This window comes from Streptomyces sp. TRM68367, assembly GCF_014495685.1.
Lineage (GTDB): Bacteria > Actinomycetota > Actinomycetes > Streptomycetales > Streptomycetaceae > Streptomyces.
In genome coordinates, this window is the sequence record NZ_JACTVI010000022.1 from 91,423 (window position 1) to 105,989 (window position 14,567).

Below are 14,567 nucleotides of genomic sequence, written 5' to 3' on the forward strand. Positions count from 1 at the left end.
CGCCAGCCGGCCGCGGCTTGCTCTTCGCGCAAGGGAGTTGATGGGTCGAGTGAGCGGCAGTATCGAAGTACGCGGCCTCACCCGCACCTTCCACACCACCGTCCGCCGCCCCGGACTCGCCGGAGCCCTGCGCTCCCTGGTCAACCCGGAGCGGGTCGCCAAGCACGCCGTCCGCGACATCAGCTTTGACGTCGCCCCGGGCGAACTCCTCGCCCTGCTCGGCCCGAACGGCGCCGGCAAGTCCACCACCATCAAGGTGCTCACTGGCATCCTCACCCCCAGCTCCGGTGAGGCCCGCGTCGCGGGCGTGGTGCCCTACGAGGAGCGGGAGCGCAACGCCCGCAACATCGGCGCGGTGTTCGGGCAGCGCACCCAGCTGTGGTGGGACCTGCCGGTGCGGGAGTCGTTCGCGATCCTGCGGGACATCTACGAGGTGCCGAGGGCGGAACACGCCGCCCGGCTCGAGGAGTTCGACGAGCTTCTCGACCTGTCGTCCTTCTGGGACACGCGCGTGCGCCACCTGTCCCTCGGACAGCGGGTGCGCAGCGACCTCGCCGCCGCCCTGCTGCACGACCCGCCGGTCGTCTTCCTGGACGAGCCGACCATCGGCATGGACGTGGTGGTCAAGGAGCAGGTGCGGGAGTTCCTGCGCAACCAGGTCGAGCATCGCGGCCGTACGGTGCTGCTGACCACGCACGACATGACCGAGGTGGAGCGGCTCGCCGAGCGCGTGGTCCTGGTCAACCACGGGAGGCTCGTCCTCGACGGCACCCTCGACGAGATCCGCCGCAAGTTCGGCTCGACGTGGCAGGTGCGGGCCACGCTCGCCGGTCCGCACGCCGAGGTCGTACCGCCGAACGGCATCAGGCTGCTGCGACACGACGGCCCGCGGGTCGTCTTCGGCCCGGACGGGCCGGACGCCCCGACCGTGCACCAGGCACTCAAGGCCGTCATAGAGCGGTACCAGGTGACCGACATCGGCATCGACGAGGCCGACCTGGAGGACGTGATGCGGGCCGCGTACGTCCACGCTGAGTCTCAGCGAGAAGCAGAACCTCAGCCGGAAGGGGCCTGACGTGGCCGCGCTGCACGCCTGGCGCGTCGCCCGCGTCACCCCGCTCGGCGAGCTGCACACCCCGCCCCGGATGACCGCCGTTCTGCTGCGGCTGACCGTGCAGGTGGTGCTGGTGGCGTCCCTGTGGCGCGGCCTGTACGCGCACACCGGGACCACGGCCGGGCTCGACCGCGGGCAGGCGGTGACGTACGCGGTGATGGCCGTACTCGCCTCCCGGCTCAGGGAGCTGGACCAGCAGGCGGGCCGGGACATGGTGCTGCAGCACATGCACTTCGGCACCATCGTCTACTGGTACCTGCGCCCGCTGCCGCCCCAGCGCTACTACGTGCTGCGCGCCCTCGGCGAGCAGCTGTACGGGCTGGCGTGGGCGCTCGGCGGCTACGCGATCTGCCTGGCCGCCGGGGTCGTGGAACCGCCCAGGTCGGCAGCTGTGGCCGGGGTGTTCGCGGTCAGCATGCTGCTCGGCCAGTGGGTGCTGTACTACGTCATGCTCGTCCTGGACCAGCTGTGCTTCTTCACGCTCCGCAACAACGCCGCGATGCTGATCCTGGTCTTCGCGCAGAACCTGCTGGCCGGGGTGTACGCGCCGCTGTGGTTCTTCCCGGACTGGTTCATCACGCTGAGCTCCTTCCTGCCCTTCCAGGCGACGCTGAGCGTGCCGTTGTCGCTGTACGTGGGCCGGATCCCGTTGTCGGAGGCGGGTTTCCAACTGGCCGTACAGGCCGCCTGGGTGGTGGTGCTCGCGCTGTTCACCCGGCTGGTGTGGCGGGCGGCCGCACGCCGTGTGATCTCGCAGGGAGGCTGACGTGTCGCTGAAGGCTCTGCGCCTGGTGTGGCGCATCACCGCGCTCAACTTCCGTGCGCAGCTGGAATACCGCACCGAGTTCCTGATGATGGTCGCGATCGGCGCGGTCTGGCAGGTGTCGGTGATCGTGTTCGCGACGGTGCTGCTGACGCGGTTCACCGGGATGGGCGGCTGGGACAGCTCGGACGTGCTGCTGATCCCGGCGACGCGGATGCTGGCGCACGGGCTGTTCGTGCTGTTCCTGGGGCGGATGCACGGCGCGGGCCGGCAGATCCAGGAAGGGCGGATCGACATCTACCTGACCCGGCCCATGCCGGTCCACCGCCAGCTCCAGCTGTCGTACTTCCCCACGAACGCCATCGGTGACCTGACGGTGGCGGCGGGCCTCATGGTGGGTGCGCTTTCGCGCAGCGACCTCGACTGGACGGCGGGCCGGATCGCGTACCTGGTCGCGGCCGTGCTCGGCGGCATGCTGCTGGAGGCGGCCCTGTTCACGGTCGTGTGCAGCGCCTCCCTGCGCTTCCCGGCCGCCGACTACTGGGGCCGCTGGCTGGAGGAGCTGCTCGGCACGTTCGGCAGCTACCCGCTGAACGTGCTGCCCCGGGCGGTCGGCGGCTTCCTGACGTACGGCCTTCCGCTCGCGTTCGTCGCCTACTTCCCGGCGGCCGTGCTGACCGGCCACGGACACGGCACCGGGGTGCCGTACTGGCTGGCGGCGGCCTCACCGCTGGTCGGCCTGCTGGCCTACCTGGGGTCCCGGTGGCTGTGGCGATGGGGCCTGAAGCACTACACCGGGGTGAACGGATGACGGCCGCCGGGGACCTGGTCGCGCTCGTGCTGACCTGAGCCGTGACCGGGGAGAGTGCGGGTCGTGATCGAGGGTGGGGACGCCGCCGGCCCGGACGCAGCTGCGTGGCACCCGCCCCCTGTACCGGCCGCCCCCTCCCTGGCGGCCGTCGTCCTGTGGCGGTCGGGCCGGGCCGCCGCTCGGCTCCGCCGGTGCGGTGCTCCGGACGCGGGCCGGGTCAGGTGTGGCCGGAGCGCCGTATCGGTGTGCACAGTGCGACGAGGGCGATGACGACGCAGGCGCCGCCGGCGACGAGGGCGACCGGGGTCGTGCCCTGTCGCTCCGCGGCCCAGGTGAGGACGGCCGCGCCGATCGGGGCCGCCGAGTACTGCAGGGTCCAGAAGGCGGCGGTGACGCGGCCCAGCAGCGGCTCCGGGGTGACCTCCTGACGCAGCGACATGGAGCAGGTGCCCGCCATGCCGACGCAGGCCAGGAACGCCGCGCACAGCGCCGCCACGACCGGCACGTCACGCGCCCAGCCGAGACCGGCGAAGGCCAGCCCGCACACCGCGACCGAACCGGTCCAGGTCGGCCCGAAGCCGAGCCGGCGGCGCACCCGGGCCACGAGCAGGGCGCCGGTGATCGTGCCGAGCGCGCCCACGGCCAGGACCGTGCCGACCGTGCCGTCGTCGTGGCCGAGATCGTGCTTGAGGTGGTAGATGACGAGGTCGTTGAGGCCGAGGGTGAGGAAACTGAAGGCGCACAGCAGGGCGGTGAGGGACCGCAGCACCGGATGCCGGTACAGGAACGCGACCCCGGTGCGCAGGTCCCGCCACAGCCCGGCCCGCTCCCCCGCCCGCTCCCCCGCCCGGTCGTCAGCGGAGCGCCGCCGCAGCCGTACGAAGGCCAGGCAGAGCGCGGACACGCCGAAGCTGGCCGCGTCCACGCCGACGGCGGCGGCCGGTCCCGTCCACGCGGCGACCAGCCCGGCGCCCAGCGGCCCGAGGACCCCGGCCGCGGCGGCTGTGGCGTTCAGCCGCCCGTTGGCCTCCGTGAGCCGCTCGGTGCCGACCAGACTGCGCACCGCCGTCACATAGCCGACCGCGTACAGCATGCCGACGGCCTCGCACAGCGGGAGGACCGCGTAGAGCAGCCAGAGCTGCGGCCCGACCAGCCACACCACCGGTACCGCCCCGTACAGCACCAGCCGCACCAGATCGCACCCGATGAGCAGCCGCCGCCGGTCGGCCCGGTCCACCACGGCCCCGGCGAACACCGCCGCCACCACCGACGCCGCCCCGCCCGCCGCGGTCAGCAGCCCCATCTGCGCGACCGACCCGGTGGCCTCCAGCACCAGCAGCGGCAGCGCGATCAGCGCGAAGGAGTCGCCGAGGACGGAGAGGGTCTGCGCGGCCCAGAAAACGCCGAAGTCCCGCTGCCGCCACAACGGCCGCGGGCCCGGCGGGAGCCGGTCACCGCCCCGCGTCCGGCCCCTCGGCTCGTCCTCGCGCCACGCCTCGTACGTCATTGAGCCGGTGCCGTCCGCAAGCCCGCCATACCGCCCTCCCCACAGGGTCCCCGGCAACTTTACGTCGTGTGCGTCCTGTTGCCCGCCTGCACGGGGGTGCCGGACGGACTCAACTCGGCGGTGCCGGCCGGGAGTTCGGCGCGGACGTCGTCCGGTTCCAGCGCCCGGATGCCCGGGATCGGCGAGGGCAGCAGCCACAGCAGGGACAGCGTCCCGCCGACGGCGGCGGTGACCAGGGTGGGCCGCAGGCCCGCAACCGTGGCGAGCGCCCCTCCGGCGAGGGCGCCGAGGGGTCGCACGCCGTAGTTGACGGTTCTGTGGGCGCCGGACACGCGGCTGCGCATGCCGTCCCGGGACAGCTGACCGAGCGTCAGCACTCCGCCCAGCCAGGCGGCGGGCAGCGTCAGCAGCACGACCGCCCGGACGAGGTCGGCGGCGATCAACACCCGCCGCTTGCGCGTTCCACCCAGGCGCCGAGCACGATCGCGAGGAGGTGCGGCGCCCACACGACCGCGGTCAGGACTGCCACCTGCCCGGCCGACGCGTCCAGCACGGCGGCGGCGGTCAGCGGCAGCGCCAGTTCGGAGACCCGGTCCCCCGCCTGCGAGACGGCACTGCCCGTCCAGCAGCGCACAAACCGGCGGTCGCGCCACAGGGAGTCCGGCGCGACGATCCACCACCGGCGTATCCCGCTCGCCTTCGAGCGCGTCACGCGCGCGTGCCCGGGGCGTCGGAGGCGTCCTCACCGGTGGCGCCCGTGGCAGCCTCGCCCGTGGCGTCGGCAGCGCTCTCGCCCGTCTCCGGCAACGCGTACCTGAGCAGGCGTACGCCCCGGCTCCCCGGTGGCCGCTGTGCCGGATCCCGCATCACGTAGGGCGCGAGGACGGCCTCCATCGCGTCCTCGATCGCGGCGAGTTCCTCCGCCGTCACCACGATCCGGGTGTTGGCCAGCCCCGCGAGGCGGCGCCAGGCGGGTTCCAGTCCGGGCTCGGTGTCGGTGTCGGTGGCCCAGCGCTCGGGCAGTTCCGCGGCCCGCGCGAACATCTCCCACGACAGCGCCCGCGCGGCCGCGGTGCCCTCGGCGTCCGCCGGCGCGTGGAACCGGAAGCCGCGCGCCACCGCCTCCCAGCGCCGCTCCCGCCTGTCCGCGGCGCCCTCGGCATCGCGGACCAGCCCGAATCCGGCGAGGTGGCGCAGGTGCCAGCTGGTGACGGACGGGGTCGCGCCGACGTGCGGGGACAACTGCGAGGCCGTGGCGGGCCCGTGGCGTTGCAGTCGCTCCAGGACGGCGAGCCGCACGGGGTGCGCCAGCGCCCGCATGGCTTTCGGGTCGGTGATCTCCATGTCGCCGAGGCGATTGACAAAATCCATGACGTGAGAGTGTTCTCTCATAAATCCTGAGAGTCAATTCTCATATATGGAACGGCTGTTGACTGGACTCACGCCGGAAAAACCGGTTTCCGGCGCACGGGCGGGCGCGCTAGCGTCCCCCTCGTGACGTGATCTCTCCGCGGTGTCCCGGACGCCGCAGACGCGAACCCATCCACCATTCGCTTCCGCATGGAGAGATCACGATGACCGTCGTCCTCGGCGACACCCCCGAAGACACCCTCGCCGCCTTCACCGCCCGCGCCGCCGCCGACCCCGCAGTCGTCGGGCTGGTGCTCAGCGGCTCGCGGGTGCACGAGGGGATGCCGACCAGCCGTTCCGACTACGACCTGCATGTCGTCCTGCGCGACCGGCAGGCCTCGGCGATCGCGGAGCTGGACCACTTCCGCTCGGGCCACCTCGACCTGGTCGTCCTCACGCTCGCGGAGCTCCGCACCCGAGGGCTGCCCGAACACGGAGAGGGCTGGTCCCGGTACGCATACGTGCACGCCCAGGTGCTGCTCGACCGGCTCGACGGGACGATCGCCGGGATTCTCGACCGGAAACGGAGGCCGACCGTGGAAGAGGCGCGTGCCGCCACGGACGGTTTCCTCGACGCGTACGTCAACCAGACCTACCGGTCCCTGAAAAGTTTCCGTGACGGCCGGGACGCCCTCGGTCACCTGGATGCCGCCGAGAGCGTCCCGTACGCCCTGGAGGTGCTCTTCGCGCTGCACCGGCGGGTCAGGCCGTACAACAAGTTTCTGCGGTGGGAGCTGGAGCGGCACCCGCTGGGCGCCCCCGCGTGGGGCGCCGACCGGCTGCTGCCGACGGTGCGCCGCATCCTGGCCGACGGCGACCCGGCCACGCAGCGCGCGCTCTTCACCAGCATCGAGGAGGCGGCGCGCGCGGCCGGGCACGATCGGGTCCTCGACTCCTGGGGCGCGGACCTGGAGCTATTGCGTCACGCGTGAGGCCGTGGCACCGCGGCCGTGGCCTCCGGCAGCGCGACCTGGCGGTGACGAACTCGCTCCACAGGCCGAAGCGGAGCTTCCCGCGGGGCGCTCCGGCGAGGGTGGCGAAGCTGTGCGGGCCGTGCGTGGCGCCCCAGGTGAGTTCGAAGCGCCGGGTGCCGACGCGCTGCCCGGGCGCTACGTCCGAGGGCGGCACGATCTCGTCGAACGCCCAGCGGTAGCCGCGGTCGCGGTAGGGGCGGGTGACCTTCTCCCAGGTCAGTTCCAGGATCGTGCCGCTCGCCGGGATGACGACGAGGGCGCCGCGCAGGCCGTTCGCGTGGCGGGCGTTGACGGCGTACACGTCGGCGGTGCCCTCCGGGTGGAGGTGGCTGGTGCCGCGGCCGACCAGGGAGCCCTCGGGGCAGGCCGGGACGCCGGACCGCTCGACGGTCTCCCGCGCGCACACCGGGAAGGCGGCGGGATGGAAACGCAGCGCTTCGCCGAAGAGGAAGACGAACCTGCGCGGCCCGGCCGGCGGCCCCGCGGGCTCCGCGCGGCTGCGGCGGTCGAACGCCACGCGCACGCCGGCTCGCCCGTCCCTGTCGACCCCGGCCTCCAGGAAGTCGACGTTGCGCGGGCCCGCCACGTCCGGTTCGTACGGCCGCTGCGGTCCGCCCGGCGTGGGGCCGGGCGGGGCGTCCGCCGCCTGCGCGGACGCCGCGGCGGCCAGCGCGAGGAGAGCCGCGACCAGCCCGTTCCGCCCGTGACGTAAGCGACGTACGCACCCCGAGCGGCGTAGGTCATGTGAACGGTTTCTCGAACGACGTGTGCGCACCGCGCCCCCTCATACAGGTCGGCTCCACGAACCGTCACCACTTTCCCGCACTCACCTCGTCGCTCACTGTTTCCCCAACTCCCCTTGCACGCCACACTGGTTCACGTCGAATCTGAGCACTGCTCACCTTCCGGCTCCCGCCGCCACCCCCACCGGAGACACCCCACCATGAGCAGACTGACCGGCACCCTGACCGCCGCCGCGCTGGCCCTCACCGGTCTCGCCGGCACCGGCGCCGCGACGCCCGCGGCCGCCGCGGACATGGGATCCTTCAACGTGCTGACGTACAACATCGCCGGCCTTCCGGCGGGCCTCGGCGACAGCGACCCGGAGACGAACACTCCGCTGATCGGGCAGCGGCTCGGCCCCTACGACATCGTGAACGTGCAGGAGGACTTCAACTACCACGCCTCGCTGTACGCCAACGACAAGCATCCGCACCGCACCGCGACCAGCGGCGGCGCCGGGTTCGGCGACGGCCTCAACACCCTCTCGGACCACGCCTTCCAGGACTTCGAGCGGGTCAAGTGGAAGAACTGCACGGGCACGAACTGCCTGACGCCGAAGGGCTTCAGCCTGGCCCGGGTCCGGCTGGCCGAGGGCGTGTACGTCGACCTGTACAACGTGCACACCAACGCCGACGCCACCGACGACGCGCTGGCCGCCCGCCGCGCCAACGTCCAGCAGCTGTCGGACTTCATCCGGGCGAACTCCGCGGGCAACGCGGTGATCGTCATGGGCGACACGAACACCCGGTACACGCGCGCGGGCGACAACATCCGCACGCTCGTCCAGGAGAACGGCCTGACGGACGCGTGGGTGCAGCTGGTGAAGGGCGGGAAGCCGCCGGCGCAGGGCAGTGACGCGCTGGTCTGCGACGAGGCGGCGCCGACGAACGACTGCGAGGTCGTGGACAAGGTCCTCTACCGTGGCAGCGACCTGGTGGACCTGAAGGCCACCCGCTACAGCAACGACTGGAAGGCCTTCCTGCGCTCCGACGGCAATCACCTGTCCGACCACTTCCCGCACGCGGTCGACTTCTCCTACACCGTCAACTCCGCGCTGCGGGCCAGTGACTTCTTCGGCGGGCCGCACGGCACGGCCTTCAACGACGCGGACGACCTCCCGGCGACCGTCGCACCGCGCACCCTGACCCTGCGCGGCGACGCCCGCCTGGACGCGCTGTCGCTCACCCACGACGGCGGCACGACCCTGACCCACGGCGGCACCGGCGGCACGGCGCGCTCCCTGACCCTAGCCGCCCGCGAGCACCTCACCTCGGTGGAGCTGACTCAGGGTCAGAAGGACGGCCGTACACGGATCTTCTCGGCGGCCTTCACGACGGACAAGGGCCGCACGCTCGCGTCCGGCACGGCGACCTCCGACGCCGTCACGTTCACGGCCCCGTCCGGCTGGCAGATCGTCGGCTTCACGGGCCGCGCGGGCAGCGAGATCGACAAGCTGGGCGTGCTGTACGCGCCGATCCGCTGAGGTGCGCCCGGCCGGAGGTCAGGAGAAGTCGACGGCATCGCCGTGCGGGGCCGGGCGCATCCAGTGATGCGGATACTCGCGGCTCGTCCCGCCGGGCGGCAGGGCGGCGCGAGGGCGCGCAGGACGCGGGCCGGGGCGTGACCGGCGTACTCCTCCAGTCGGGGCGTCGCCCTGAGCAGCAGACGACCGCCGGGTAGTTCGGCGGCCTCGTGGAAGGCGCCCGAGGAGCGCAGCGCCTTCGGTCCACCGCCCCGGGCCGCCACCTCCGGCGAGCACAGCCACGTGACCCGGCGGCGTGCACGGGTGCCGCTCCGGAGAACGTCTGCACGGCGGCGGGCAGCGCCTGCCGCGCGGCTGAACACGCCGGTGACGGTTCAGCCGTCGAGCCACCACCGCACCGCCGCCCACGCGAACGCGTAGCTGAAGCCGTTGACCGCCCAGTGCAGTGCCGCGGGGGCCAGCAGGCTGCCGGAGCGGCGCCGCAGCTCGCACAGGACCACTCCCGCGGCGGCCATGGCCACGACCGCCGCCGTGACGGCCGGTACGACGCCCGCCGAGCCGCCGCCGAAGACCTCCGCGGCGGCGGTGTTGGAGCGGGTGAGGCCCCGCGAGGGCATGATGTGCCACAGGCCGAAGAGCAGCGACGACACGGCGGTGGCCCACGCCGTTCCGCGCCGCCGCCGGATCATGGCCCAGAGCACACCGCGGAAGGCGGTTTCCTCCAGCAGCACGGTGCCGAGCGGCACCCGCACCAGCACCCGCCCCAGCACCTCTCCCCCGGACAGACCGGCGGCCCGGGCGTCCCGGAAGACGTCCTGTCCGGCCGGAAAGGCGAGGAGGAGCAGCAGGACGACGAGAACGGCACCGGCCAGGACGGGCGCCCACCGCAGCCCCCGGCGCACCCCCGCCGCGTCCAGTCCCAGCTCGGCCGCGGTGAGGCCGTCCCAGCGGGCGAGCAGCAGGAGGACTCCGGTCGCGGTCAGGCAGACGACGACGTACGCGACGGGTCCTGGAAGCAGCCAGTTGTTGAGCAGGGTCGCGGTGGCGAGGACGGCGACGGCACAGACGATGGGCATGGTCGTTCCAGGATCCCCCGTCGCGGCGGGCGCGTCCTCCTGCGACGTCCGTCCACCAGGATTTTCCGCCCGCTAGGATCTTGCCTAGGAGCCCTGGTCCGATCGTCGGCCGTCGAGCGGAGCGAGCTGTTACGGAGGCGGTTTCCATGCCGAGGGCCGGTCTCACGGCCGAGCGGGTCGTCGCGGCCGCCGCCGACCTCGCCGACGACATCGGTTTCGACAACGTCACCGTCTCCGCGCTGGCCCGGCACTTCGGGGTCAAGGACGCGAGTCTGTACTCGCACGTCCGCAGCCTGAACGACCTGCGCACCCGCGTCGCCCTGCTCGCCGGCGGCGAGCTGGTCGACCGCATCGCGGCGGCCGTCGCCGGGCGGGCCGGCAAGGAGGCACTGGCCGCCTTCGCCGCCGCCTACCGGGGATACGCCCTGGACCACCCGGGCCGGTACGCGGCCACCCAGATCCGGATGGACCAGGCCCTGATCGCCGGCTCCCCCACCCTGCGCCGCACCGCCGAGATCACCCACGGCATGCTCCGCGCCTACGGCCTCGTCGAACCCGACCTCACCGACGCCGTCCGTCTGCTGCGCAGCACCTTCCACGGCTTCTGCGCCCTGGAATCCACCGGCGGCTTCGGCGCGCCCCGCGACATCCAGGCCTCCTGGGACAGGGCGGTCGACGCGTTGCACGTGGCGCTGGAGCACTGGCCGCACAAGCGGGCCCCCGGCGGCCAGGGCGGCGGATCATAGCAGGCGTGTCCGTCGCCGCATCTTACGGCGCATCAGGTCGTCCTGTGCATCGTCGTGGGACGGCGCCGGTCCCTGCGCGAGCGGAGGGCGAGGCTGCCTCCGGGCCGTGGGCTGATCATCGCGCGGACGATGTGCCGCCGGTCCCGCCCCGGCGCTCCCCGCCGAGCGCCTGGATCTCGTCGTACGACGGCGCCGTGCCCTGCGGCACACGGCCGGCCCGGACGGCGTCCACGGTCTCCAGGGCCGCGCCCAGCGCCCGGCGGTACAGCAGGGAACCGAGGCTGACGCGGCGTACGCCGAGGTCGGTGAGGTGGGGGACGGTGGGACCGGTGGGCGTGTAGAGGATGTTGAGGGGGACGTCGAGGTGCGCCACCAGGTCGGCGATCTCGCGGGGTTCGGTGAGACCGGGCACGAACACGCCGTCCGCGCCCGCCTGCTGGTAGGCGTCCAGGCGGGCCGGCGTTCCGGTGCCGTCGCCGAGCCAGTGGGTGTCGGTGCGGGCGTTGACGAAGATGTCCGGCACGGCCGCCTTGACCGCGGCGATCTTGCGAGCGTGCAGGCCTGCGGGCCCGAGCCCGTCCTCCAGGTTGATCCCGGCGGCCCCGGCGTCCGCCAGCTCGCGGGCGAACGCCGCCACCTCGTCCGGGTCGTCGCTGAAGCCGCCCTCGGCGTCGACGGACAGATAGCACGGCTCGGCGCCGAGGGCACGCACGAGCCGCAGCGTCGGCTCGCGCGTCGCCGCCGCCCCGTCGGGCAGCCCGGCCGCCGCCGCGACCCCGAGACTCGTCGTCCCGACCGCCCGGAACCCCCGTGCGGCCAGCGCCAGCGCGGACGCGTGGTCCCAGGCGTTGGGGAGCAGCAGGGGCTCCTCGGCGTGGTGGAGGTCGGCGAAGGCGGTCACGGCACGTCACCCGCCGTGGTCCGGGTCTGCTGTGCGGCTGTCGTCATACCGGCACGCTAAGGGCGTGTTGCTTCGGCGGCGACCGAAGTGTGGCCGCGTGGCCGCCTGTCCGTACGGCCGTGTGCCTCATCCTGGGCAGGGCCTCACCCCCGGCGAGGCGTCACCGACCACGCAGGCGCGGCGGCGTGCCCGTCCGACATGCGGAACCGGAAGCGGCGGGTGGTGCCCGAGGCCCACCGGACGCTCAGGTCGTAGGCCCCCGCCACCTCGACCGTCACGAGGTCGGACAGGGGCCGCGGGTCCGTGTCGCCGGTGAGGCGGGCGAGGGCGACGAACAGGGTGGGGCCCTCGCCGGCCGTGCCGGTCAGCGCCTCTTCGGGGGCCTCCGACAGGCCGTGCGCGGGCAGGAGTTCGGCGCATACGCCCTTCGCCGGGGGCCAGCCCGTCACCCGCACCGGCGTCCCCGGTGCCGCCCCCGCCACCAGATGGGCCCGCACCTCCACCGCGCTCTCGGCCACCACCAGGCTGATGACCCGCACGTCCTCACCCACCGCGTGCCGGGAGGCCGCCCAGCCCTCCCCCACCCCGAGGGGTTCGATGCCGGTGCGGCCCGGGTCGTCGCCGACGGTCACGGTGTTGTCGTACGACGGCGAGGGCGCCGTCGCGGTCGAGTAGCCGAGGCGCGTGTAGTAGGGGTCGTAGCGGACGTCCTCGCTGCCGTGGTTGTGCAGGCGCACCAGGCCGTCCGAACGCGTCGACTGGAGCAGCCAGTTGGGGGCGGCGACCGGCGTGACCGCATCCGCCCGCTCGGCCGGGACCGGTTCCTCGGGGGCCGTCCACACCTCGTGGTCCGGCGGCAGGAGCAGACCGAGGAAACCCTTGCTCGCCCAGTACGGGGAGGCGGGGCCCGAGTAGCCCTGCAGGACGGACTCGTCGGGGCCGTGCCAGCCGAGGGTCAGCAGGCCGCGGTCGTCGACCGCGCCCCGGTCGAGGAAGTACTTCAGGGCTCCGGAGGCCAGGTGGCGGGTCTCGCCGGGCGCCAACGGGGTGTGCCCGGTGAGCGCGCCGAGCCAGAGCGGTGCCGTCGTCGCGAAGCGGTAGGTGAGGGAGCGGCCCTGGTGCATGGGGGCGCCGTCGCCGGCGAACAGCCGGCGGTAGACGGCGAGGTGCTCGGACAGGCGGCTGCCGTAGAGCCGCAGCAGGTCACGGTCGTCCGCCAGCCATGCGTGGAGGACGGGATACAGGTGCATGGCCCAGCCGTTGTAGTAGTCGAACTTGCGGCCGTCGCCGTCCGTGTACCAGCCGTCGCCGACGTACCACCGCTCGATGCGCTCCAGCCCGCGGTCGATCGCCGCCCGGCAGAGCGCTTCTTTGTAGCCGATTTCCCGCAGAAAGCCGCCGACCGTCACCGGGAAAAGCTCCCAGTTGCACGGCCAGGCTTCGGCGGTGAGCGCGTCGCCGAGCCAGTCCGCCGCCCGTTGCCGCACGGCGTCGTCCAGGCGGTCCCACAGCTGCTCCCGCGTCAGCCGCAGCGCGAGCGCGATCGACGCGGCCTCCACCAGAGGCTGGCTGCGGTCCTCGATGCGCGGCCAGACGCCGGACACGCCGGCCGCGAGGCCGTCGGCGTAGCGCTCGAGCGCCTTCTCGTCGCGGCGGAAGGCCGCCAGCATCAGGGTGCGGGCGTAGCCCTCCAGGCCGTCGGAGAGCGGGCCGGACCAGCTCGTGTGGTTGCCTGGCAGGTGGTAGAGCGCGCGGTCCTCGGTCGCGTAGGGCTCGACCGCGGCGAGCAGCGCGTCGGCGGCCGCTTCCCAGTGGGCGCGGGTGTAGCCGGTGCGGGGGCTGAGGACGGGGTCGTCCGGGGGCAGCTGCATCAGGGGTGTCTTTCCTTCCAGCCGGAACCTGGGACGCCCCGGTTCCGGTCGGGGCGCCCCAGGAGTTCATCCCACCCGCACGGCGCCGTTGGGCACCAGATGCCGGGCGACGAGTTCGTCGCGGACCAGGTCCGCGTACACGGTGGCACCGTGTACGGAGGTGTGCGTGTTGTCCCGCGCCTCGTGGTACAGGTACATGGCCTTGGAGGCCTCGACGCCCAGCGACTCCACGAGGGCCTTCGTCTTCGCGGTGAGGTCGATCAGCGGGACGTCCTCGGCGGCGGCGACCGAGCGGGCGACGGCCGGGTGGTCGACGCCGAGGCCGTTGACGAGGAGGGCGGTGTTGTTGTTCAGGGTGCCGTCGGCATTGAACCAGCGTCGCACGATCGGGGTCACCAGGACCGGCTGCCCGCCCTTCTCGCGTGCGCCCGCCACCAGCGCCTCCAGGTTGGCCCGGTAGGTCGCCTCATCGGTGGTCTTGTCGTTGTGGGCGAGCTGGATCAGGACCAGGTCGCCCGGGCGGATCCGCGCCCGGACGGTGCCCCAGAGGCGGGGGTCGGCGAGGTAGCTGACGGTGCTCTCGCCGGAGTCGGCGTGGTTGGCGACGGACAGGCCCCTGCGCAGGTACTGGGGCAGCTGCTGGCCCCAGCCGGAGTAGGGGTCGCCCGGCTGGTCGCAGACCGTGGAGTCGCCGACGAGGAGGATCCGGCGGGCGTGCCGGGCAGGGGTGACCTTGATGTCGGCGAGCGCGGGGGCCGTGCCGCCGATGGTCAGGTCGAGGCCGGGGGTGCCGTCGGGGCCGGTGGGCTCGCCCTCGGGGGTGCGGACGTCCACGGTGAAGCTGCTGGCGACCCGCTCACCGGCCGCGGCGGCCGTCTCGGGCAGCAGGGAACGCCGGGTCTCACCGCCGATGCGGGTGCGGGAGGCGGTGTCGCCGCCGAGGAGGACCCGCACGTCGTACGTGCCCGGCGGGACGTCGAAGTGGCAGGCGGTGGGGGTGCAGTGCTCGATGCCCGGGGACAGGTGGCGCTCGGCCGCCCCGGCCGGTGCGGCCGGTGCGGCCGGTGCGGCCGGTGCGGCCGGTGCGGCCGGTGCGGCCGGTGCGGCCGGTGCGGCCGGTGCGGCCGG

15 protein-coding genes are annotated in these 14,567 nt (G+C 73.4%); 6 read left to right on the forward strand and 9 right to left on the reverse strand.

The window, feature by feature from the left end:
- Positions 1-49 precede the first annotated feature (49 nt).
- The 3 genes from H8R17_RS17180 to H8R17_RS17190 are packed head-to-tail and all read left to right on the forward strand — an operon-like array spanning position 50 to position 2,688.
- Positions 50-1,075 carry an ATP-binding cassette domain-containing protein gene (locus H8R17_RS17180; RefSeq protein ID WP_187824067.1) on the forward strand — a complete coding sequence of 342 codons (1,026 nt, stop codon included), beginning with the start codon at positions 50-52 and terminating at the stop codon, positions 1,073-1,075.
- Position 1,076: 1 nt separating this feature from the next.
- Positions 1,077-1,880 (forward strand): ABC-2 family transporter protein, encoded by an 804-nt coding sequence (locus H8R17_RS17185; RefSeq protein ID WP_187824068.1) that lies wholly within the window; start codon positions 1,077-1,079, stop codon positions 1,878-1,880.
- 1 nt (position 1,881) lies between these two features.
- Entirely contained in the window at positions 1,882-2,688 is an 807-nt protein-coding gene (locus tag H8R17_RS17190; RefSeq protein ID WP_399476841.1) for an ABC transporter permease, read from the forward strand.
- A gap of 217 nt (positions 2,689-2,905) precedes the next feature.
- On the opposite strand, the gene H8R17_RS17195 is transcribed toward H8R17_RS17190, so the two are convergent.
- From H8R17_RS17195 to H8R17_RS17205, 4 genes are read right to left on the reverse strand one after another with little or no spacing between them, the layout of a single operon-like run.
- Complete coding sequence (locus tag H8R17_RS17195; protein ID WP_187824069.1) at positions 2,906-4,195, reverse strand: MFS transporter; 1,290 nt, start codon at positions 4,193-4,195, stop codon at positions 2,906-2,908.
- A 59-nt stretch (positions 4,196-4,254) separates the two neighbouring features.
- Positions 4,255-4,638 carry a hypothetical protein gene (locus tag H8R17_RS46805; protein WP_262505299.1) on the reverse strand — a complete coding sequence of 128 codons (384 nt, stop codon included), beginning with the start codon at positions 4,636-4,638 and terminating at the stop codon, positions 4,255-4,257.
- Positions 4,635-4,907 (reverse strand): hypothetical protein, encoded by a 273-nt coding sequence (locus H8R17_RS46810; protein WP_262505300.1) that lies wholly within the window; start codon positions 4,905-4,907, stop codon positions 4,635-4,637. Before H8R17_RS46810 ends, H8R17_RS46805 begins: the two co-directional genes overlap by 4 nt.
- Positions 4,904-5,566 carry a helix-turn-helix transcriptional regulator gene (locus H8R17_RS17205; protein WP_187824070.1) on the reverse strand — a complete coding sequence of 221 codons (663 nt, stop codon included), beginning with the start codon at positions 5,564-5,566 and terminating at the stop codon, positions 4,904-4,906. Before H8R17_RS17205 ends, H8R17_RS46810 begins: the two co-directional genes overlap by 4 nt.
- 203 nt (positions 5,567-5,769) lie before the next feature.
- Here H8R17_RS17205 and H8R17_RS17210 point away from each other — a divergent pair, with 203 nt between their 5' ends.
- Complete coding sequence (locus H8R17_RS17210) at positions 5,770-6,537, forward strand: hypothetical protein (RefSeq protein ID WP_187824071.1); 768 nt, start codon at positions 5,770-5,772, stop codon at positions 6,535-6,537.
- On the opposite strand, the gene H8R17_RS17215 is transcribed toward H8R17_RS17210, so the two are convergent.
- Positions 6,446-7,165 (reverse strand): hypothetical protein, encoded by a 720-nt coding sequence (locus tag H8R17_RS17215; protein ID WP_187824072.1) that lies wholly within the window; start codon positions 7,163-7,165, stop codon positions 6,446-6,448. The genes H8R17_RS17210 and H8R17_RS17215 overlap by 92 nt on opposite strands.
- A gap of 357 nt (positions 7,166-7,522) precedes the next feature.
- On the opposite strand from H8R17_RS17215, the gene H8R17_RS17220 reads away from it, so the two are divergent.
- Complete coding sequence (locus H8R17_RS17220) at positions 7,523-8,845, forward strand: jacalin-like lectin (protein WP_187824073.1); 1,323 nt, start codon at positions 7,523-7,525, stop codon at positions 8,843-8,845.
- 374 nt (positions 8,846-9,219) lie between these two features.
- On the opposite strand, the gene H8R17_RS17225 is transcribed toward H8R17_RS17220, so the two are convergent.
- On the reverse strand, positions 9,220-9,921 hold the full coding sequence (locus H8R17_RS17225) for a CPBP family intramembrane glutamic endopeptidase (protein ID WP_187824074.1): 702 nt from the start codon (positions 9,919-9,921) through the stop codon (positions 9,220-9,222).
- 146 nt (positions 9,922-10,067) lie between these two features.
- Here H8R17_RS17225 and H8R17_RS17230 point away from each other — a divergent pair, with 146 nt between their 5' ends.
- A complete protein-coding gene (locus H8R17_RS17230; RefSeq protein WP_187824075.1) occupies positions 10,068-10,667 on the forward strand; it encodes a TetR/AcrR family transcriptional regulator in 600 nt (199 codons plus the stop codon).
- A gap of 115 nt (positions 10,668-10,782) precedes the next feature.
- Here the strand turns inward: H8R17_RS17230 and H8R17_RS17235 are convergent, their stop codons facing one another.
- The 3 genes from H8R17_RS17235 to H8R17_RS17245 form a co-directional block, all read right to left on the reverse strand.
- The gene (locus H8R17_RS17235; RefSeq protein WP_187824076.1) at positions 10,783-11,568 is read right to left on the reverse strand and encodes an isocitrate lyase/phosphoenolpyruvate mutase family protein; all 786 of its coding nucleotides are present in this window, start codon (positions 11,566-11,568) and stop codon (positions 10,783-10,785) included.
- 143 nt (positions 11,569-11,711) lie between these two features.
- Positions 11,712-13,439, reverse strand: a complete 1,728-nt coding sequence (locus tag H8R17_RS17240; RefSeq protein ID WP_187824077.1) for a DUF2264 domain-containing protein — start codon at positions 13,437-13,439, stop codon at positions 11,712-11,714.
- 66 nt (positions 13,440-13,505) lie between these two features.
- On the reverse strand, positions 13,506-14,567 hold a 1,062-nt coding region (locus tag H8R17_RS17245; RefSeq protein ID WP_262505301.1), incomplete at its 5' end, for a rhamnogalacturonan acetylesterase.

Excerpts from the sequence above, each read along its gene's own strand:
- H8R17_RS17230 (WP_187824075.1), top strand. The coding sequence starts at position 10,068 with ATGCCGAGGGCCGGTCTCACGGCCGAGCGGGTCGTCGCGGCCGCCGCC.
- H8R17_RS17225 (WP_187824074.1), bottom strand. The coding sequence starts at position 9,921 with ATGCCCATCGTCTGTGCCGTCGCCGTCCTCGCCACCGCGACCCTGCTC.
- H8R17_RS17240 (WP_187824077.1), bottom strand. The coding sequence starts at position 13,439 with ATGCAGCTGCCCCCGGACGACCCCGTCCTCAGCCCCCGCACCGGCTAC.
- H8R17_RS17195 (WP_187824069.1), bottom strand. The coding sequence starts at position 4,195 with ATGACGTACGAGGCGTGGCGCGAGGACGAGCCGAGGGGCCGGACGCGG.
- H8R17_RS17220 (WP_187824073.1), top strand. The coding sequence starts at position 7,523 with ATGAGCAGACTGACCGGCACCCTGACCGCCGCCGCGCTGGCCCTCACC.
- H8R17_RS17210 (WP_187824071.1), top strand. The coding sequence starts at position 5,770 with ATGACCGTCGTCCTCGGCGACACCCCCGAAGACACCCTCGCCGCCTTC.
- H8R17_RS17205 (WP_187824070.1), bottom strand. The coding sequence starts at position 5,566 with ATGGATTTTGTCAATCGCCTCGGCGACATGGAGATCACCGACCCGAAA.